Source organism: Streptomyces sp. NPDC048565 (assembly GCF_040650935.1).
Taxonomy (GTDB): Bacteria; Actinomycetota; Actinomycetes; order Streptomycetales; family Streptomycetaceae; genus Streptomyces.
In genome coordinates this window covers 100,954-118,949 of record NZ_JBEZIH010000024.1, presented here as the reverse complement: position 1 = coordinate 118,949, position 17,996 = coordinate 100,954, and the positions used below count along the sequence as shown (strand labels likewise).

At 70.9% G+C, this 17,996-nt stretch carries 21 protein-coding genes; 2 read left to right on the top strand and 19 right to left on the bottom strand.

The window, feature by feature from the left end:
• Positions 1–7: 7 nt before the first annotated feature.
• The 19 genes from AB0C75_RS26810 to AB0C75_RS26720 all read right to left on the bottom strand — a co-directional run bounded on the left by AB0C75_RS26810 (position 8) and on the right by AB0C75_RS26720 (position 15,674).
• The gene (locus AB0C75_RS26810) at positions 8–202 is read right to left on the bottom strand and encodes a hypothetical protein (protein ID WP_362894268.1); all 195 of its coding nucleotides are present in this window, start codon (positions 200–202) and stop codon (positions 8–10) included.
• Positions 199–1,197 carry an ATP-binding protein gene (locus AB0C75_RS26805; RefSeq protein WP_362894267.1) on the bottom strand — a complete coding sequence of 333 codons (999 nt, stop codon included), beginning with the start codon at positions 1,195–1,197 and terminating at the stop codon, positions 199–201. The genes AB0C75_RS26810 and AB0C75_RS26805 overlap by 4 nt, the downstream gene beginning before the upstream one ends.
• Positions 1,194–1,547: a hypothetical protein gene (locus tag AB0C75_RS26800; RefSeq protein WP_362894266.1), complete on the bottom strand. Its 354-nt coding sequence runs from the start codon at positions 1,545–1,547 to the stop codon at positions 1,194–1,196. The genes AB0C75_RS26805 and AB0C75_RS26800 overlap by 4 nt, the downstream gene beginning before the upstream one ends.
• Positions 1,544–2,161 carry a hypothetical protein gene (locus tag AB0C75_RS26795; RefSeq protein ID WP_362894265.1) on the bottom strand — a complete coding sequence of 206 codons (618 nt, stop codon included), beginning with the start codon at positions 2,159–2,161 and terminating at the stop codon, positions 1,544–1,546. Before AB0C75_RS26795 ends, AB0C75_RS26800 begins: the two co-directional genes overlap by 4 nt.
• Before the next feature lie 126 nt (positions 2,162–2,287).
• The gene (locus AB0C75_RS26790; RefSeq protein ID WP_362894264.1) at positions 2,288–2,578 is read right to left on the bottom strand and encodes a hypothetical protein; all 291 of its coding nucleotides are present in this window, start codon (positions 2,576–2,578) and stop codon (positions 2,288–2,290) included.
• Positions 2,575–2,823 carry a hypothetical protein gene (locus AB0C75_RS26785; RefSeq protein WP_362894263.1) on the bottom strand — a complete coding sequence of 83 codons (249 nt, stop codon included), beginning with the start codon at positions 2,821–2,823 and terminating at the stop codon, positions 2,575–2,577. The genes AB0C75_RS26790 and AB0C75_RS26785 overlap by 4 nt, the downstream gene beginning before the upstream one ends.
• A 20-nt stretch (positions 2,824–2,843) precedes the next feature.
• Positions 2,844–3,272, bottom strand: coding sequence for an RRQRL motif-containing zinc-binding protein (locus AB0C75_RS26780; protein WP_362894262.1), 429 nt, complete (start codon positions 3,270–3,272; stop codon positions 2,844–2,846).
• 267 nt (positions 3,273–3,539) lie between these two features.
• Positions 3,540–4,280 (bottom strand): hypothetical protein, encoded by a 741-nt coding sequence (locus AB0C75_RS26775; protein WP_362894261.1) that lies wholly within the window; start codon positions 4,278–4,280, stop codon positions 3,540–3,542.
• A 104-nt stretch (positions 4,281–4,384) separates the two neighbouring features.
• Entirely contained in the window at positions 4,385–5,020 is a 636-nt protein-coding gene (locus AB0C75_RS26770) for a hypothetical protein (RefSeq protein WP_362894260.1), read from the bottom strand.
• A gap of 116 nt (positions 5,021–5,136) precedes the next feature.
• Positions 5,137–5,442: a hypothetical protein gene (locus AB0C75_RS26765; protein ID WP_073739688.1), complete on the bottom strand. Its 306-nt coding sequence runs from the start codon at positions 5,440–5,442 to the stop codon at positions 5,137–5,139.
• 8 nt (positions 5,443–5,450) lie between these two features.
• A complete protein-coding gene (locus tag AB0C75_RS26760) occupies positions 5,451–7,877 on the bottom strand; it encodes a DNA translocase FtsK (RefSeq protein WP_362894298.1) in 2,427 nt (808 codons plus the stop codon).
• Positions 7,878–8,019: 142 nt separating this feature from the next.
• The gene (locus tag AB0C75_RS26755) at positions 8,020–10,080 is read right to left on the bottom strand and encodes a hypothetical protein (RefSeq protein WP_362894259.1); all 2,061 of its coding nucleotides are present in this window, start codon (positions 10,078–10,080) and stop codon (positions 8,020–8,022) included.
• A 347-nt stretch (positions 10,081–10,427) separates the two neighbouring features.
• On the bottom strand, positions 10,428–12,182 hold the full coding sequence (locus AB0C75_RS26750) for a DUF2637 domain-containing protein (protein ID WP_362894258.1): 1,755 nt from the start codon (positions 12,180–12,182) through the stop codon (positions 10,428–10,430).
• Positions 12,179–12,442, bottom strand: coding sequence for a hypothetical protein (locus tag AB0C75_RS26745; RefSeq protein ID WP_200719400.1), 264 nt, complete (start codon positions 12,440–12,442; stop codon positions 12,179–12,181). The genes AB0C75_RS26750 and AB0C75_RS26745 overlap by 4 nt, the downstream gene beginning before the upstream one ends.
• Positions 12,443–12,666: 224 nt before the next feature.
• Entirely contained in the window at positions 12,667–12,867 is a 201-nt protein-coding gene (locus tag AB0C75_RS26740; protein WP_200719399.1) for a hypothetical protein, read from the bottom strand.
• A gap of 147 nt (positions 12,868–13,014) precedes the next feature.
• Positions 13,015–13,314 carry a WhiB family transcriptional regulator gene (locus AB0C75_RS26735; protein ID WP_331719979.1) on the bottom strand — a complete coding sequence of 100 codons (300 nt, stop codon included), beginning with the start codon at positions 13,312–13,314 and terminating at the stop codon, positions 13,015–13,017.
• Positions 13,315–13,821: 507 nt separating this feature from the next.
• Positions 13,822–14,337 (bottom strand): hypothetical protein, encoded by a 516-nt coding sequence (locus AB0C75_RS26730; RefSeq protein ID WP_362894257.1) that lies wholly within the window; start codon positions 14,335–14,337, stop codon positions 13,822–13,824.
• Positions 14,338–14,493: 156 nt separating this feature from the next.
• Complete coding sequence (locus AB0C75_RS26725) at positions 14,494–14,820, bottom strand: hypothetical protein (RefSeq protein WP_362894256.1); 327 nt, start codon at positions 14,818–14,820, stop codon at positions 14,494–14,496.
• 125 nt (positions 14,821–14,945) lie between these two features.
• Complete coding sequence (locus tag AB0C75_RS26720) at positions 14,946–15,674, bottom strand: hypothetical protein (RefSeq protein ID WP_362894255.1); 729 nt, start codon at positions 15,672–15,674, stop codon at positions 14,946–14,948.
• 383 nt (positions 15,675–16,057) lie between these two features.
• On the opposite strand from AB0C75_RS26720, the gene AB0C75_RS26715 reads away from it, so the two are divergent.
• Together AB0C75_RS26715 and AB0C75_RS26710 are read left to right on the top strand one after the other, a co-directional pair.
• On the top strand, positions 16,058–16,978 hold the full coding sequence (locus AB0C75_RS26715) for a sigma-70 family RNA polymerase sigma factor (RefSeq protein WP_362894254.1): 921 nt from the start codon (positions 16,058–16,060) through the stop codon (positions 16,976–16,978).
• 13 nt (positions 16,979–16,991) lie between these two features.
• Positions 16,992–17,822, top strand: coding sequence for a hypothetical protein (locus AB0C75_RS26710; protein WP_362894253.1), 831 nt, complete (start codon positions 16,992–16,994; stop codon positions 17,820–17,822).
• The last annotated feature ends 174 nt before the right edge of the window (positions 17,823–17,996 follow it).

The following is a 17,996-nucleotide window of genomic DNA, read 5'->3' as shown; positions in this document are numbered from 1 at the left end:
GGGCCGCTCATAACTGGATGTTGATCTGGCGGCGCGGGTCGCCCGCGCTGGTGTGGACGGTGCGGCGGTGCGCGGCGAGGCCGGCGCTTCCGCCCTGGATCGGGAGGTGGCAGTCCGGGCACCCGTGCGCCCACTCATCCCCGGCCGGGAGATCGGCCGGGGTGAGCGGGTGCGGGTGCGGACCGTTGGCGGCGCGGCTCACTCGCGGACCGCGGCCGCGAACTGCTCTTCCAGGTCCGCGCGGCCCTCGGGGTCGTCGTCCTGGTCGTGGTCGTCGGCCTCCTGGTCGACGTCGTCGGGGCCGCCGTGGACGGTGCACACGGCGTCCGGGTGCGGCCGGTCGCTGGTGTGCGCGACCAGCAGGTCGGTCACCGAGTGCACGGGCTGCCAGGCGCGCGCGTCGCACTCGTCGTCGTACGGGCAGCACACGAGCAGGTCGAAGCCGATGTCACCCTCGCCGTCGACGTCATGGCGCAGGGCGAGCACGAGCCGGTCCTTGCCGAGGCGGATCTCGCCGACGCGGTCGCCGCCCGCCAGGTCGCTGCCGTCGCGCCAGGTCCACAGCGGCAGCACGTCCGGGCCGAAGACGCGGCGCACCAGGAGCAGGGAGCCGAGGCCGGCGCTGCCGTCCCAGCCCATGTCGCGGCGGCGGGCGTCGCTGGCGCGCTTGAGGAGCGGCTCCAGGCGGTGAATGTTGTCGGCGAAGACGACGTGGTCGAAGCCCTCGCCGTGCAGCTGCGGGAACGCGGTGACGGCGTCGGCGTGCTGGCGGCGTACGACGTCCTCGGGCACGGCGCGGTCCGGGTCGCGGACGGCCTGACGCCACACGCACACGTCGGCCGGGGTCGCCACGAGCAGCGCGACAACGGGTACACCGTGGGCGCGGGCAGCGTCGATCAGGCTTTTGCGGACGCGGGCGTCGGTGTTCGTGTCGCTGATGACCGTGGTGAGCTGGCGGGCCATGCGGGCCTTGAGTGCGGCGTGCATGACGGTGACCGCGGCCTCGGTGGCCACCTGGTCGCCGGCCCGGTCCGAGACCATCGCCCGGAAGGCGTCGAGCTCCAGGACCTGGGTGGCGGGCCAGCTGCTCGCCAGCGTGCTCTTGCCGCTGCCGCTCGCCCCGATCATCACGATGAGCGCCGGGTCGGGGATGGTCGTGTCGAGCGGCTGCATGGTGCCTTCGAAGGTGGTCTTCATGCGCGTTCTCCTTGCGGGTGGAGGGTGGAGGTGGCCAGGTGCAGGCGCATCCCGGCGGAGTCGCCGATGTAGGCCGCGGCCTCTTCGATCGCGCAGGCGGCGGATTCGGCGTCCTCGCCGTCCAGCGGCGTGAGCGCGGCGGCGCGGGAGGCCATCGTCAGGAGCTGGTTGAGTGAGCCGAGGACGCCGTCCTGCGGGAAGGCTTCGTCGAACAGTTCGCGCAGCGTCCCGGCGAGGAACTCGGCGTCGGCCGGACCGCCCAGTTCGTCCTCGATCTGCTGGACGGCGAGCTTCGCGATCCCGGCCGAAGCGCGCACGCGCTCCAGCCGGGTGCGGGCGGCGGGGGTCATCGGCGGTCGCCCTTGCGCAGGGTGATCCAGGTGGTGACCAGGGCGGCGGCCACGCCGATCAGGCGGTGGGCCGACTGGTCCAGCTCCATGAGCGCCGTGCCGGGGCCGGAGACGTCCTGGACCGGCTCGGGGTACGCGGTGCCCTCGCCGCCCTGTTTGCGTACGACCGTGGCGTGCTTGATGTAGCCGGTCTTGCCCGCCTTCTCGGCAAGCCACAGGAGCGGGTCGCGCCGGTCCAGGATTCCGTGGGTGATCGCGTTGATCGCGGCGCCGGTGAGGAGCGCGGCCGCGGGGACGCGGTAGCCGACGGTGCGGGTGACGGCGAGCGTCGAAGCGAGTTGCACGGCGGAGTAGCTGGCGACGTGTCGGCTTACCGAGCGGCGGCCGTACGCGCTGGCGGTGCAGGTGTGGCCCTCCTTGCCGTGGCGCCACGGGTTCTCCTCCACCGGGGAGCCGTCGTTCTTGTAGACCAGGTGGGAGCCGTGCATGCCCTTGGTCGAAGCGTCGTGCGAGTCCTGCACGAACTGGTCCCCGAAGCTGTGGACTCCGTCGAAGACGGCGGTCAGGGCGGCGGCCAGGGCGAGGCCCTCGATGGCGCGGAGGCGATCGGTCATGCTGGGTGTGCTCCTCATCTCGGTGTTCGGGGTGGGGTGTGCGGGGCAGCCGGCCTCTTGCCGATGCTGCGGTCGCCCCGTGGTGCGCTTTCGCCCCCGGCCGGAGTCCGGCCGGGGGCGGCGGTGTCAGAAGGGCGGCTCGTCCCAGGCCGGGACGGGCAGGAGCCGGATGCGGATCTCGCGCCGGTCGGACCAGCAGCCGCACGCCTCCATCTCGGGGAAGGCGCCGCCGGTCCACCAGCCGCCCTCGCCGTGGCAGCGCGGGCAGCCCGGACGGGGCTGGGCAGTGATCTCGATGCGGTGCCGGTCGGCGTAGAGCTTGAGGTGGCCGGCCTTGAGCACGGCGGCGGCCGTCGCCGCGGTGAGCGGAACGGCAGCGGCGAGCAGCAGGGCAGCACGCAGACGGCGTGCGGTCACCTCAGCGGGATGGCGCGGCAGGCGGCGGCGTGGTCGTTGGCCTCCGGCCGGATGCGGAACAGGTAGCCCTGCTCCGGGCGGGCGGAGGCGTCGCCGCAGCCGAGGCAGTTCCAGCGGTTGTCCTCGGCGTGCTCGCCGTGGCCGGTGACGTCGACGTAGCTGCCGCCGGTGGTGACGAACCGGATCAGCAGGCCCTTGGGCCGGTCGGGCTCGGTGAAGGCGGAGGCGCGGACGGCGGTGGTCATGGGGCGGGTGTCCTCTCGGATCATGCGGCCAGCAGGTGCTTGGCCAGGGGAGCGACGTATGCGGCGGGGTCGGCGGGCGTGCCGTCGTAGCACTCCAGGCAGGACCCCAAGGTCTTGAGCGGGAGGCAGTGGAAATAGCGCCGGCCGCAGGGGCCGGGGCATGTCTGGCGCGCGGCCATCGCCTTGTCGAGCGCGACTTCCTTCGCGAAGGTCATCGGGATCTTCGGCTTCGCCAGGTCGATCCGGTACAGCCACGCAAAGCGTTTGCCGCCACGGCATTCGATCCGGGCGACGGGCTCCTGGCCCCCGGGGCGCAGCCCCATGTCCCGCAGTTGGCGGCGGGTCGCGAGCTCCTTGCGTCCGGCCTGCTTCCACCGGAAGACCGGTATCGAGCCGTTGCCGGGGTCGTTCGGGTCGACGTCGACCAGGTCCTGGTCCTGGTCGGCCATCACCTGCTCCAGGAACCGGGAAGCTGACGCTGGGGCAGCGGGTAGCGGGGGCCGGGGATGGTGGGCCGCGGGCGGCCGATCCTGCGGCGGGGCCGGGGGATGAGCACGATGAACCCTTCCGTGTCGGTGACGTGGATGCGCCCGCCGCCTCGAGTTCGGGGCGGCGGGCGCGGGTTGAGCGTGTAGGCCGGTCGGCCTGCCCGGTCACCGGCAACCGGCCGCCCGGGGTGCGGGCGGCGGTGCCGGTGGCCAGGCGGAGCGACCGGATCAGCGGCCGAGCTGGCGGACGTTGTCCGGGGTGCCGCCGTCGGGCTGGGCGGGGACGTGGATCTGGGGCTGGACGGTGATCTGCGGGGCGCCGGTGGTGACGTGCGAGAACACGCGCGGGCGCAGGTTCAGCCCGCGCATCGCGAAGGCCGAGGCGACCGTCCACGCGAGGACGGCGATGGCGGTGGCGACGGTGCGCGAGGCGTCCGGAGTGGTCGTCCAGACCATCGCGATGCCCGCGAACCCCCAGCACGACCAGGTGAGCCGGATCCCGTTGCTGCGGGTGATGAACCCGGCGATCAGGGAGAACAGGCCGGTGACCTGCCACAGGGTGTAGACGGTGGAGGCGCTGATCGGCAGGCCGGCGGAGTGGGCGGCGATGTAGGAGCGGACCGGGTTGTCGATCGTGGCCCACACGCCGGTGGAGGTGTTGTCGCCTACCTGGACGTTCGGCACGGCGGTCAGGATGTGGTGCGTGGCGTTCAGCAGGACGTCGACGGCGCCGTTGAAGAGCAGGACGACAAACGAGAACACGGCGATGGCGGCGACGGCCTTGATCCAGTTGGCCATGCCGTGCCATCCGGCGTCCGGTGCGCGCCGTACGTCCTCCCACATCTCGTGGAGGGTGCCGCCCTCTTCCCATGCCTCGGTCCACCAGGCGCGGGCTTCGGCGAACCGGGCCTTCTTCGGCTTCGTCGTGCTGTCGTTGTCGGCGGTCGGGGTGGGGTCGTTGGGTGCCACGGTGGGGCTGCTCCTTGTCGAGACGGTGATGGTGCGGGCCGGGCGGCCTGTCCCGTCCCCGGCGCCCAGGCGTGGGCGGGGCGGGGGCGAGGCAGGCAGCCCGGTCATCCGTGGAACTTGTTGCGCCGGAAGACCGCCTTGCGGATGTTGACCGTGGTGCCGCCCCCGCCGCTGCCGCGTGAGGCTCCGCGCACGGCCATCGCGAGGAAGACCAGCACGAACAGTCCGGCCAGGCTCATCACGGCCTGGCCGGTCGCGGTGAGGATCGCGGGCAGCTGCGCGAGGGTCGGGGCCGCGGCGCCGACGCCGATCCCGGCCAGGGCGATGCCGCCGCCGGTGGAGAGGGCGATGGCGCTGTACTTCCACACGAAGGCCGGCACCGCGCGCTGCGGGGCGGCCGGGGCGGCGGGCGGCAGCGCCGGGGCGGGAGCCGGGGCCACGATCTGGGAGTAGACCGGGACCGGGGCGAGCGCGGCCTGCTGGTACTGGGCGCGGATGTAGTTGAGGGCTTCCTCCCTGCGCACCAGGTCGTAGACCCGGGCCATGTACGCCTCGTCGGTGGGCAGTCCGGCGGCGGCGTGCGGGGCCTGGGCGGGGAGGCTGCCGGGGCGGGCGTCGGGGAACAGCTCCCAGATCTTCTCCAGGCCCTCGTACGGCAGGCCGACGGTCGGCATGCCGGTGGCCGACGGGGTGGGCGGGGCTTGCTGGTACTCGGTGAGGGTGAGGTCGCGGGGTTCCACGGGTGCTCCTTGGCGGGGAGGAAGAGGGGGGTGGGGAACGCGAAGGACCCGCCCTGCCGGATGGCTGGGCGGGTCCTTGGTGGCCCGGGTCGGGCCGAAGGCGGGGCGGTGAGGGGTCAGCCGAGGCTGTAGAAGGCGAGGAACGCGGCGAGCAGGACGCAGCCGACCTTCGCCCACCACGGGCCGATCTCCCAGGCGCCCCAGAGCAGGGCGAGGGAGGCGCCGCGCAGGCCCCAGCGGGCGAAGAACCCCAGCGGCTGGTGCTGCTGGAGTTCCTGGATCCGGGCGGTGCGCCGGTCCATCTCCGACTGGAGGTGCGCGCGGGTGACAGCATCGGTCTCGGAGGTGTTCCGGAACGTCTCGCTGTAGGAGTGCCGTTCGGCCTCCAAGCGCTCAATCTCCTCATCCGCGGTCTCGACCATGGTCACTGTCACTCCTTGGTGTGCGAAGCGGCGGCAGCCGCAAGGCCCATCGCGCCCAAGTCACGGGCGGTGTAGCCGAGTTCGTCGGCTAGCCTCATCATTGTCGCCTCGAGGTCGCCCGTCGAGACCAGGATTTCGCGTGCCTTGGAGCCGTCGGAGGGACCGACGATGCCCAGCTGGTGGAGGAAGTCCATCAGGTTCTGGGCGAGGGCGAAGCCGATGCGCAGTTTGCGCTGGAGCATCGACGCCGACCCGAACTGGGTGGACACGATCAGGTCGACGGCCTGGAGGACCAGGGCCGCGTCGATGCCCTCGGGCAGGGCCGCGGTCTCCGGTCCGGCCACTGCGGCCGGGGCGGTGCTGGGCTGCTGGGCGGCGGCCTCGCGGACGATGTAGCGGGTGTACTGCCCGGAGTCGTCCTTGATGGCCTTGCCGTCCTCTGCCCACTTGATGAGCCAGCCGCCGACCGTGCGCGGCGCCGGGGTCGCCTTGCCCAGGAGCTGCTGGAGCGCCTCGTGCAGGAGCTTGGGTGTGTAGCCGGTCTCCCCAGCGGCGACCAGGAGCTCCCAGCCCTGCTCGCGCGGGTCGACCGTGCGGGTGGGGCGGGGGAGCGGTGCCGCCTGCGGGGTGGCGGCCGGAGCCGGGACCGTGGGCACGGCGACCGGCACGATGCTCGGGTCCAGCTGCGCGGTGACGGCGGCGAACAGCTCCGCCGCACCGCCGAAGCCCTCGAAGCCCGCAGGCACCACAGCCGCAGCGGCCGGGGCCGCCGCCCCGGTGCCGGCCGGAGCCGGGTCGGAGGCGAGCAGTGTCGCGGCGGCGATGATCTCACCGGCGTTGTCGACGGCGTGCTGTGCGGACTCGGTGAGCTTCTGCCCCTTGTACAGGTCGGGCAGGGTGCGCGCCCACCGCTGCGGGTAGTGCTCGCCGATGTCGACGCCGGCGGACAGGTCATCGAGCTTGGGGCGCCGCCCGGCCGTGGCCGCGCAGATCGTGTCCATCAGCTCGTCGACCAGGCGCCAGACCTTCATCGCGGTGGGCTTCTTCGGTCCGAGTCGGGTGTGCATGTTCCACCCGGACCCGGCGACGGGCGCGTCCTTCGGGTCGATCTTGATGTAGCCGGGGAAGAGGTAGGCGAGCTCCTCCGGGTCGGAGACCGTCATGCCGACGCGCCACTTCGACATCAGCTTCATCATCGCGGTGATGGCGTCCTGCGTGGCGCGCAGCGCGGCAACGAGCATGCGCACGCGCATCGCGCGGCCCTCCTGCTCGATCTTGTCGATCATCTCCTTGATGTCGTACGGCAGGGAGGCGGTCTCGTCGGTGATGATGACGATGCCGGGGATCTCCGCGCTGATCGGGAGCTTGTTGTCCGACTTCTTCTCGCGCATCAGCTGCTGGTAGCCGGCCTTCCGGGCGGCGATGATCTCGGCGGCCATCTTGAGCATGAGGCGGGCTTCGTCATCGGTGTGCGCGATCCAGTCGACGATCGGCGCGGACGCCAGACCCTCGGTGGCCCACGGGGTGATCCAAGGGAGGGCGACACCGCCGCCGGTGGTGTCGATGGCCCAGATCAGGGCGTCGGGCATCCGGGCGAGCTGGGCGGTGACCACGCGCAGGGTGTTGGTCTTGCCCGCGTCGGTCTCACCCACGAGGATGCCGCAGTCGTTGCAGAGGCTGCCGAGCGCGAACTCGCCGTTGCGGTACATGCCGAACGGGAACCGCTCGGTGAGGCTGATCTCGGAGTAGTCCTCGGGGTAGGGGATGTCGGCGGTGATGACGTCCTTGAGGGTGACCTCGATCAGGATGGTGCCGCGGTTGGCGCCGGGGAACAGCTCGACTCCGCAGCCATCGGGCAGGCGCAGGTCACTGGCGAACTTCGGGCCGTAGCCGTTGAGGTCGTCGACGTTGGTGCCGCCGGAGGGCAGGTCCATCTCCACGGTGTAGCCGACCTTGCCGGGCCAGTGCTCGACCTCCTTGCCGTGGCAGTTCTCGATCCGCGCGACCCGGGCCATGCGGTCTTCCCAGTCGCGCAGGATGCCGACGGACTCGCGGCGCAGCTTGAGGAGCTTCTTGCGATCGGAGCGGGTGGACTCCGTGCGGTTCGCCGACGCGTTCGCGGCGATGCCGATGGTGGCCAGGCCCACGCCGGTCGCCCAGCCGGTGGAGGTCAGCGGCGCGGTCGCCAGCGCCCAGGACGCCCATGCGGACGCGGTCAGCCAGGAGATGGCGCGGGTGGTGAGGGTGCCCACCGTGGTGCCCACGCGCAGGTCGTGGACGGTCCCGGCCGCGGCCGCACCGCCCAGGGTGAGGGCGGCAGCCTGCCAGGGCAGTCCGGTGATCGGAGCGAGCGCCACCGTGGAAATGGCGGTCTCCGTGGCGTATCCGAGGAAGGTGGTGTGGCCGCTGGGCAGCGACCAGTCCCAGTGACGCATCGACATGGGGAAGGTCTCCTGTTCGGTGAGGCGAGGGGCGGGTCAGCAAGGCGATAGGCAGCAAGGGAGCCGGTGGCCGGCCCCGGGTTCGGGGTCGGCCACCGGCTCCTGGTGGTGCGGGTCGTGCTCGGATCCGCTTCGGTCAGCGGGGGGTGTTCCACATGGACTCGGCAGCCGGGCCCTTGCGGGGGTTGACGTTGTGGCTGATCTCCCGGTGGTGGTCCTCCACGAACAGCTTCGCGGCCATGTCGGCGTCGTCGGACGCCGCCCGGATCATCGACACGAGCTTGCCGATCTCATCCGTGACCCGGTCGTCGACCGGGTACAGGGCGTTGGTGCGCTCGTACAGGACCTGGACGCAGTCGGCCAAGGCGGTCAGCCCGTAGGCGATGCCCTGGAACTCGCTGCCAACCTGCATCATGTGGACCGGCTCGAACGTCCGGTAGAGCACGGCCATCAGGACGCACCCGGACTCGATGCGGCCGGGCATGAACATCGCGCCCTCGGGGGCATCGGCCCCGTTCGGGGTGACGTTCCACATCCACTCGTTCGTCCTCGGGGCGACAATCCGCTCGATGTCGAACGCGTGGACCATGCGGAAGAAGGCGACCATGCCGTCCGCGCGGGCCGCGGCGGCGACCAGCTTCGCGCAAGCCTCGCTCAGCTTGGCCAGCGCCTTCTTGCTGCACGGGTACTTCTGGTCGGCGTTGACGGCCATCTGCTGCACGGCCAGCGCCGCAGCCCGGATGCCGTTGGGCAGGCCCGCGTACTCGGTAGCGACCTCCATCATGCTGCGCGGGCTGTAACCGGTGTAGGCGGAGTGCGCGGCGCGCATGGCCATCGCGAACTTGCTGGTGTTGCCGTCCAGCACCGTGGTGCCTGCGGCCAGAGAGGGTCCAGTCACGGGATCGGTGTCCTTCCTCGGGTTGTTGACCTTGAGATTGAGCGTGTCCGCCTTGGCTTCCTTGTCATGGCGGGCCTTGGAACGGCGGAAGAAGAACCGCCAGATCCGTCCGGCGGCGACGGGGTACGCGAACCCGTGAAGCGGGTCGCGGTGCCCGGTGAGCAGACGCCAGGCACCCCACAGGAGTCCGAGGGGCAGCGTGAGCAGCCCTCCGAGTCCGGCGAGGAATCCGGCGCCGGCGCAGCGCGCCCAGTGCCCGAGCTTGCGGGCGGCGACGCGGCGCATCCGGTAGAGGCGCCCCGTGGTCGGGCCGCTGCTGCCGGAGCTGGTGGAGCCGCTCTTCTTCTTCGAGCGGCGCAGCTTGCCCGCCCAGCCGCGCATCTTCTGCAGCGCGCGCCCGAGGCGGGTCTTGGCGGGGGTCTTGGTCCCGGAGCCGGAGCCGCTCCCGCCGGTGCCCGAGCCCGAGCCGCCGGAGGAACCGGAGCCGCCCGAGCCGGTGTTCGCGCCGCCGTTGTTGCGGCGCATCTTGTTGCCCCAGCCCTTGAGGGTCTGCCACGCCTTGCCGGTGCGGGACTGCTGACCGGCGCCGCCCTTTCCTCCGGGGTTGTTCTTGCCGCCGCCGGTACCCTTGGGGGTGTTGGCGCCGGGGCTGTTCGCGCCGCCGCCCTTGCCGCGGTTGCCCTTGCCGAGCAGACCGCCCAGGCCGCCGCCGCGGCCGTGCTTGCCGCCGCCCGACCCGCCGGGACCGCGCCCGGCTCCGCCGCCTGCGCCGTGGCGCCCGCCGCCGGGCCGGTTCTTGGTCCCGGTCCCGGTGGAGCCGGTGTTCATCCGGCCGCCGCGTCCGTTCATCCGGCCGCCGCCACCGGCAGCACCGCCGCCTCCCCGGCCGCGACCACCGCCGCGTCCGAGCAGGCCGCCCTTGCCCGCGCCTCCACCGCCCCGGCCGGAGCCGCCGCCGGAGCGGTTCGCGGCGGCGGCCTTGCGTGCGGCGGAGACCTTCGAGCGCTTTTTCCCGGCCAGCGCGGCGACGCCGACGGCTGCTCCGGCCGCGCCGGCGGCGATGAGTCCGGGGACTCCGGCGACGCCGTAGGCGATGCCTGCGGCGATTCCGGTTGCGTTCGTTCCGTGGACCATGAGGGGCAGCGCCTGGGGGCGTCTGCGGCTGGTTTTCGGCTTGTCCGGGGCCGGGTCGGTGGTGGCCTCGGGCTCGTTGACGGCGGTGTATTCGGCGGTGTCCGTGCCCTCGGTGGTGGTGCTGTCGCTGGTGGCGTCCGGGGGCGCGGTCGCGGTGTCTGCCACGACGGATCTCCTCACACTGCGTAGCGGAGAGGCGAAGCGAGGCGAGGGCAGACACCCCCCGTCACCCCCGGTTGGAGGGCTCAGCAGGGGGCTGGGAGGGGGTTTCCCCCTCGCGTCGCCTCGCTTCGCCTCGCCTCGCCGCTACTTTCCGTAAACGGCGGGGTCGGGGGTACAAAAGATGCTTTCCAGGCCGCTGGTCGGGCCAGATGGTGCTGGGTGGAGCGGGTGAAGCGGTCGGCCTGGCGGCCGCGGCCGGCCCCCGCGACCGCCCCGTCCGACGGGTGCCGGAGAGGGTGGCGCGAGGGGCGACTGTGGGTGCCAGGAGGACCCTTTGATCAGGTTCCGTTTCAGGCTGCTGCCTGCTCCGGAGCCTCGGTGCCTCCTCCCTTGAGGAGGTCGACGGCCTTGGTCTTGCGGTCCTGTGCGGAGCCGGTGGAGATGCCCAGTTCGTCGGCGATGACGCGGACGGTGACCGCGCTCTCGCCCCGGGCCTGGATCATCGCGACGACGCGGTGCACGTCCCAGTCGACCTGGGACATGCGGGCGAGCGCGGCGGCTTCAACCGCACGCGCCTCGTGTTCAGCGGCGCGCTCCCGGCGCTCAGCCGCCTCTTCGAGTGCGGCCTCCTCGCGGGCCTTCGAGAGGGCGATCTCCTCGGTGCCACGCTGCGCCTCAAGGGCCTTGTTCACCGTTTCGGCGCGGTGTTCAGCCTCCTTGCGCTCGTGTTCAGCAGCCTCTTCGAGGGCCTTCTTCTGCCCGGCGAGGGCCAGCGCCAGGCGCTGCTGCTGCTCCGCGAGGCCGGCCTTGCGGGCGGCCTCGTCGCGCTGGGCGCGCGCGGCGGAATCGGCCTGGATGCGGCGCTCGTGCTCGGTGGCCTCAGTGGTCATCTGCTGCTGCTCCAGACCCCAACTGGCCTGCACCTTCTCCCGCTCGATCCGGGAGAGCGTGCGGCGCTTCTCGGTCTCGTCGGCGAGGTCCTGCGCTTCGGCCGCGGCCTGGTCCTCCGCGAGCTTGAGCGCGTGCTGACGCTTGGCTTCGCGCAGTTGAGCATCGGCTTCGGCGCGCTGAATCTCCGCCTGAGCCTCGCGTTCCGCTTCGGCCTTGGCGATCTTCAGCCGACCCTCGGCGCGGATCTTGTCGACCTCCGCTTGAATGCGAGCCTCTCCGAGTTGAACATCGGTCTTGACTCGCTGAATCTCGGCCTCGGCACGCTGAACGGCCGCGTGTGCCGCCCGCTGGATGTGCTTGGTCTCCTCATCCAGCGGCACGCCCAGGGCCCGCTCCACGCTGAACCCGAACGGGGCCAACTTGAACGGCAGCATCTCGTTCGGTGTTGCCGCCTTGCGCCAGGAGCGCCCGTCGCTGTCGTACTTCTGGCGCAGCCCCTCGCGGTAGATCCGGAGCTGCTGGTGCTGGGCGGCGACCTCCTTGTACGGGAGGTTGTAGAGCCGCATCCGGCGAGCGAGGCGCGGCGTGGACAGCGGGGCGAGGATCCACCGGGTCAGCGGGACCGACCCGAGCGGGGTTTCGCCGGCCAGCAGGTCGGCCATCCGGCCGATGTAGTGGCGGGCGGCCTCCACGGCGATGATGAACAACACCGGGATGACGCCGTGCATGGACGCGGCGAGCGGGTCGGCCGACACCGGCCCCGGCGGCGCGGCCGCGTTGAACGCCACGGTGGCGACGGTCAGGCCGTGCGCGGTCCAGCGCAGGATCGGCCAGGGCATCCGCTTGCGCATCATGTACAGATCGAGCGCCAGGAGCACGAGGATGCCCGCGTCGATCCCGATGGGGAACGCGTACGAGAAGGTGCCGAAGCCCTTGCTCTCCGCGAGGTGGCGCAGGGTGTTGTACGAGCCGGTGAAGCCGATCCCGGCGAGCACCAGGCCGCCGACACCGGCGACGACGGCGAGCAGCCGCATGGTGCGCGGGTCGCCGTCCGGCTCGGGGTCGGCCTCCGGGGCGGTGTCCTGCTCCGGCTCCTGGTCCTCGTAGTGGTCGTGGTCGGTGTGGTCGGCCGGGCCGGGGACGTTCCAGGAGTGCTGGTCGTCGTCGCCGTCCGGGCGGATCACGTCGGGCTTGCGGAAGTCGACGGCGGTCATGTGCTGCTCTCCGGGTCGTCGGTCGGGAAGAACGGGGTCAGGGCCAGGCCCACGCACAGCCGGACCGCGCCGAACACGGCGAGGCCGACGGCCAGGTGCAGGCAGGTGGGCCACAGGCCGTTCGCGAACAGATCGAACAGGGCGAGGACGGTGGCGGCGACGGCGATGACCGTGGCCAGCAGCGCCGCGAGCGGGCTGTGCGCCGCGTACGTGTCGTCCGGTGTCGTCTTGTCGGGGGCCGGGGCTGTGGTCGTACTCACCGGGCACCCCCGCTGGTAGCGTTGGCCATGCGAATCGCTCCTTGTCAGCGGATCGCGAGAACAAAGGAGAGGCCCCCTGATCCGGGGCCTTTCTGCTTTGCCGAGCCGTTCCGGCTCTCCGACTCCGCCACGGCCTGGTCGGTCGTGGCGGAGCGGGAGAACCGCCGGCCCTGGCGCGGAGGTTGTCTCCGGCCGGGGCCGCGGCGTATCGGGCGGGCACCGGATCACGCGTCGCGGTGCTCCTTGAGGTACTGGGCGATCTGCACCTTCACCGTGGCCATGCCGGTGTAGGCGGTCATCGCGGGCCAGACACCGTGGTTCTTCTCGGCTTCCTTGAGCAGCCAGTACGCCTCCTCGACCAGCTTGTCGGGGTCGGCGTCGATGCGGCGCAGCGGGCTGACCATGCGGGCGAATATCCCGGCCATCGGGGACTCCTTCGGGGTGTGGCTCCTGGACTGTCACCAGGAGCTGGAGGCGGTACAACAGGGCCGCCCGGGGGGCGGGCGGCCGATGTGCGGTAGTGCTGCGGGGCGGGCGGCGAGTTGCCCGACGCTCCCGCCGGGCGGGCGCGGTCAGGCCGCGCTGCGGACGACCAGGCGCCGCATGGCGCGGCGGTCGCGTTCGTCCGTGCCGCCCCATACGCCGAACTCCTCGCCGCGCTCGAAGGCGCCCTCGAGGCAGGAGATCTGGAGCGGGCAGCCACGGCAGATGGCCTTGGCCGTCGCGGCCTGGAAGAGGGCGCGTGCGCCGTCACCGACCGGGAAGAACAGGTCGGGGTCCTGGTCCTCACAGGCCGGGCGGGGCTTCGCGGGCCCGGCCGCCGTGGAGACCGAGTTGTAGTTCGCCGTGCGTACGATGGATCCGCGATTCATCAGGGCCTCCCAGAAGGTCCGAAGCGAAGAAGCAGCCCCGGGGCGGCCACCCCGGGGCTGTTGCGTGTGTGGCGGCCGGACGGCCGAAGCGGGCGGGAGTTCCCGGCGCTCTCCGCCGGCCCCGCCCGGGAAGGCGCGGGGACGACGGGCAGGGCCGGGTTCAGCGCTGCTTGGTCGTGCGAGCGGTCAGCGCCGGTTGTTCTCCGAGCGCTTGTTCTGCTCCTGGTTCTTGCGCGACAGCTCGTCGCGTTCGGCGTCGGTGAGGCTGGTGATCACGCCGCCACCCCCCAACCGGCCGGTGCCGCAGCGGCGTTGGGGACGATCCACAGGACGACGTCGGGCCGGACGAAGTCCTCGGGCTCGTAGCCCTTGGAGTCGTCCACGCCCTCGCAGCCGCCGTGGCGGCGGCTGCGAGGAGCGCGAGAGCGAGCGGGTGAGCCAGGCCGCACACAGTGACTGCCCGCGCCGCGAGGTGCTGCGCGGCGCGGGCAGTCGGTATGTGTCGGGTCAGGGCTGGCGCCGCTCGGAGTGCGGCCGGGCGGGCTCCGAGGGCAGCTCAGTACGGCCGTCGCGCTCGTGCGGCGTCGGCCGCATCGGCAGAGCCGCGCCCTGGAGTTGCTTGCAGGCGGGGCACGTCCATCCGGTGAAGCCGAACCATCCGCTACAGGTGTCGCACTGAAGCTGGCCGCTGTTCTTGGCGGGGGCCGGGGCAGCGCTGGGGCAGCGGCATGCCCAGAAGCCGCACAGCCCGCACGCGTCGTTCGCCGACCGGAAGTCGAACGGGCGGGTGAGGAGGAGGACCGGCTGCCGCTTGTAGCCGGGAGCCATCTCCGCGAGGGTGCGCCGCGCCTTCCGGTCGGCGGACCGGGCGCGGTTGTCGCCGTCGACGACCAGGCCGGCGACGAGCTGCTGGAAGGCGTTGTCCGTCTCGTCCCGCTCGGGTCCACGGTTGTTGTCGTCGTCCTCCATGTCGCTGAAGGTGCCGCTCTTCGGGGACGGGAAGTTGCGTGTCATGCTGGTCATGCGCGTGTTGCCCTTCGCTAGAGGGAGACCGTGCGAAGACGCACCCGCGGGGCTCAATCCCGAGGGTGCGTCGTTGTTCTAGCTGCTGTACGAACAGCCACGGCCGCGCCCACCCGACGTGTGATCGGGTGGGCGCGGCCGTGGTCGCACGTCACATCAGGCGGCGAGGCGTTCCCTGGTAGGCGCCTGGTCAACCGGCCTGTTCACCACGGTGAGGAGCCGGGCGTGGAAGACCGGTGAGGTCTGTTCCCGGATGACCTGCCGGGCGGCTTGGGCAAGCCAGATCGGGATGTCTCCGTCCATGCCGGCGTCGGTCGCCGGCCGAAGCGTTCCGAGCGCCGCAGTCCAGGCCATGCGGGCGAGCTCGGGTCCGCGGCGGTGATCGGCCAGTTCCAGGCGTTCGTTGACGTAGGCGAGCAGGGGCTTTTCGAGGGCCGGAGGTACAGCCGGCCGAAGGGTTCGGGCCTGCGGTGCGACATGCATGGTGGGTCCTCTCGGTCGAGTCGATCGGGCCCTTGTGGCCCACGGGGATCTGCTTCGCGTACAGCCGTGGCCCCGGTCGCCTCGTTTCAGAGGCGGCGGGGCCATGGCGTCTTCGTCGGTGGGGGTTAAGCGGGGAGCCCGGGGCCGTGGAACTCGGAGTGCGCGCCGGGCAGTCGTTCCGTGCACGTGTTGTTCGCGCGCTCTACGGCGGCGCCTGCGTGCTTGGCCCACTGCTGGCTGCGAACGGCCGGCCAGTTCTTGGCCTGCGTCCGCACGGCGCGCTGCTGCTTGCGTTCCAGGTCCTGGCGGATGTCGCTTCGGCGGCGCTCCGTCGTCAGTGCGAGGACGTAGCGGCGGGCGAGCATGCCGCCATCGGTGCAGTGCTGACGACCCGTGCACCTCGTGCATCCCTTGCGGTGGGCGAGGTAGGTCTGGCGGGTGGTTTCCAGCGTGACTTCCGCCCGCATCCGGGACACCGGGGTCGCCGGTGCGGGGACGGGCTTGTAGAACTGCCGCGCGGTGCGGCGGTTGTCCTGCGGCATCGCGTCGCACAGCAGGCGGTCCTGGCGGGCCTGCCAGCGTCGGATATCGATGTCGACGATCACGAGCTGCTCGCTGCCGAGGCATGCGGTGGGCTTCTCGCCTTCCGCGACCTTATCGGCGATCTCGTGCGGGCGGATCTTGAGGACCGTGTCGCCCATGATGCGGCGCCAGGTGTGGCAGTCGGGGCAAGCGATCGACTTCACCTCGTGCGGCCGGACGTTGTAGTCCTCGGGGGCCATGGTGCTGAGCAGCAGCGGCGCACGGCGGTTGGTGTTCTTGGTCCGGACGCGGCCGGGGCGGGTGCGGGGCATCGAATCCTCCTGACAGGGGCGGGTGCGGGTGCTGCCTTCTCTGCCGCGCCAGGCCAGCCTTTCGGCGGGTGGTCCTGGCGGACAGACAGCGCAGCAGCGCCGTTCGAGGTCGATCAGGTGGAGCTATTCGGTACAGGTCGGCCGGGGGAGCTCGGCTCACCCCTCTGCCGCCGCCTCCGAAGAGGCAGGGTCCCTGCTGTTGATCAGTGGTGCGGTATCGCCACGAGCGCCTGAACTGCAGTTTATAGCTCGCGCAACCGAGCTATTTAGCGCCCTAAACCGCTCGACTACGAAAACCATAGGGCTCGTCACGCCACGCGTCAACCATCTTGAACAGGTGCGGTTTAATGAGGTAAACATGACCCAACGAAGGGAGGCACACCATGGAGCAGGAACGGCTTACCGAGGACCATCCCTCGTTGAGAGAGCAGCTCGACGCCGCGTTCGACGTCACCCTGTCTCAGTTGAAGGAGCTACCCGATCCTCTGGAACGGGCAAAAGCTGCGCACGTTCTCGTAGGCCGGGTCCAGGACTACGGCACCGAGTTTCAGGCCGTCCGGAATGAGGCCATGAACGAGGCTCTGCGCGTTGGCCAGCTGAACAGCACCCAGCTGGCAGCAGAGCTCGGCATCAGTAAGGGGCGGGTGAGCCAGCTCGCGAAGGGCGCTCCACCGGAGCGGCTGTTCCTCGGATCGGGCAAGGTAATCGTAGCGCTCGCCGAGAAGTTGGAGCACGGCAAGCTGCACGATGGTCGGGACAAGCGTGTCCAGGGCCCGGTGATCGCCACAGAGGACTTCCAGACCTACGAACACCTACGTGAGCTGGCAGAGGACGTCGGACTGGAGATCACTTTCGAGCGAATCCCGCTCGGGGGTAACGTGCGGCTCAACCGCACCAACCTCGTGGTCATTTGCGGCCCCCGGCTGTCGCCCTTGATCGAGCAGATCCTTGAGAGCGACCCTCACCTGCGGTTCGACAAGGACGACGATGGTTGGTTCCTGGCCGACCGAACGACCGGTGAGATCCACCGGTCGGCCATGGACGGCGGTGGCAACAGCGATGTCGCATACTTCGGCCGGCTTCCGCGCCCCGACGGCCAAGGAACGTTCCTGTACATCGCCGGTATCCACGCCCGCGGTTCCGGCGGTGTGGTGCATTGGCTCAACGCTGAGCTGGCCAATCTGCATCGTGAGCTGAAAGCACGGCGCTTCTCAACGCTCATTTCCAGCACGTTCGACCCTGACACGCTGGAGATCACCTCCAGCAAGCGCATCACGCCGTTCTATCGCCCGGAAGGCTCCTGAAGTGCAGGTATCCATGGCATCGACCCAAGGTGTGGGCGCCGCGAACGAGGACACAGTCCACGTGAGCCCGACTGGGGTCGTCGTGCTGGACGGCCTGTCCGCACCGACAGATCTCCCCATGGGATGCGTGCATGGAACTCCCTGGTTCGTGCGACAGCTCGGCACCAAGCTCATCAACCTGATCGGCGACAACGAAGTCACTCTGCGAGAGGCTCTGCGACGTGCAATTGCAGAGGTCAACGACCTGCATCGCGGCTCGTGTGCGCTGGATCAGGAAGCAGTGCCCGCCTCTACGGTGGTGATGGTCCGCGAGCGAGAAGACGCCTTCGACTACCTCGTCCTCTCCGACAACGTGCTGGTCATTGACCTGGGCGCTGACGGGATCGAGGCAGTCGTTGACAAGCGTGTAGAGGAGGTCGCAGCAGAGGAGATGCGCGAAGCGCTGAAGGGGCCAACCGGCACTCCCGAGCACGCCAGACGAGTTTCGAAACTCGTCTCCGTCCAACGGCGTCTTCGCAACAAGCCGGGCGGCTACTGGGTAGCGGCCACCGATCCAGCGGCGGCTGACGAGGCCATCACCGGCTCCGTGGAGTTGGCGCGGGTACAGCAGGCGGCGCTGCTGACTGACGGGGCCAGCCGACTCGTGGATTCCTTCGGTGCGCTCACGTGGTCCTCTCTCCTGAAGCTGCTGCGGACCGATGGCCCGACTGCGTTGATCGCAAAAACCCGTGAGGCTGAGCTCGCCGACCCCCTTGGGGAGCGATGGCCCAGGTTCAAACGCTCGGATGACGCCACCGCTGCGTACGTCGGGCACCTTGGCCCCACACCGTGGGATGAGCGATGAGGGCTCCGACTCGGACATGGCCCGACCACACGTCAGCCAGCCCTACTAGGGCGCCTCTTTGGGAGAGGATGTACTCCATGAAGCCCTAGAACGCCGAAGCGGTCCCGTCGCCACAACGGAACCGCTTCCTAGCGATCGACTCGACGAACTTCCAGGAACCCGAGTCGTGAGCAG

Bases quoted from the DNA above. Each gene is read 5' to 3' on its own strand.
- AB0C75_RS26765 (WP_073739688.1), bottom strand. From the start codon at position 5,442: ATGGTCGAGACCGCGGATGAGGAGATTGAGCGCTTGGAGGCCGAACGG.
- AB0C75_RS26740 (WP_200719399.1), bottom strand. From the start codon at position 12,867: ATGGCCGGGATATTCGCCCGCATGGTCAGCCCGCTGCGCCGCATCGAC.
- AB0C75_RS26795 (WP_362894265.1), bottom strand. From the start codon at position 2,161: ATGACCGATCGCCTCCGCGCCATCGAGGGCCTCGCCCTGGCCGCCGCC.
- AB0C75_RS26800 (WP_362894266.1), bottom strand. From the start codon at position 1,547: ATGACCCCCGCCGCCCGCACCCGGCTGGAGCGCGTGCGCGCTTCGGCC.
- AB0C75_RS26735 (WP_331719979.1), bottom strand. From the start codon at position 13,314: ATGAATCGCGGATCCATCGTACGCACGGCGAACTACAACTCGGTCTCC.
- AB0C75_RS26780 (WP_362894262.1), bottom strand. From the start codon at position 3,272: ATGGCCGACCAGGACCAGGACCTGGTCGACGTCGACCCGAACGACCCC.
- AB0C75_RS26760 (WP_362894298.1), bottom strand. From the start codon at position 7,877: ATGCGTCACTGGGACTGGTCGCTGCCCAGCGGCCACACCACCTTCCTC.
- AB0C75_RS26730 (WP_362894257.1), bottom strand. From the start codon at position 14,337: ATGACCAGCATGACACGCAACTTCCCGTCCCCGAAGAGCGGCACCTTC.
- AB0C75_RS26720 (WP_362894255.1), bottom strand. From the start codon at position 15,674: ATGCCCCGCACCCGCCCCGGCCGCGTCCGGACCAAGAACACCAACCGC.
- AB0C75_RS26750 (WP_362894258.1), bottom strand. From the start codon at position 12,182: ATGACCGCCGTCGACTTCCGCAAGCCCGACGTGATCCGCCCGGACGGC.
- AB0C75_RS26725 (WP_362894256.1), bottom strand. From the start codon at position 14,820: ATGCATGTCGCACCGCAGGCCCGAACCCTTCGGCCGGCTGTACCTCCG.
- AB0C75_RS26785 (WP_362894263.1), bottom strand. From the start codon at position 2,823: ATGACCACCGCCGTCCGCGCCTCCGCCTTCACCGAGCCCGACCGGCCC.
- AB0C75_RS26710 (WP_362894253.1), top strand. From the start codon at position 16,992: ATGGCATCGACCCAAGGTGTGGGCGCCGCGAACGAGGACACAGTCCAC.
- AB0C75_RS26805 (WP_362894267.1), bottom strand. From the start codon at position 1,197: ATGAAGACCACCTTCGAAGGCACCATGCAGCCGCTCGACACGACCATC.
- AB0C75_RS26715 (WP_362894254.1), top strand. From the start codon at position 16,058: ATGGAGCAGGAACGGCTTACCGAGGACCATCCCTCGTTGAGAGAGCAG.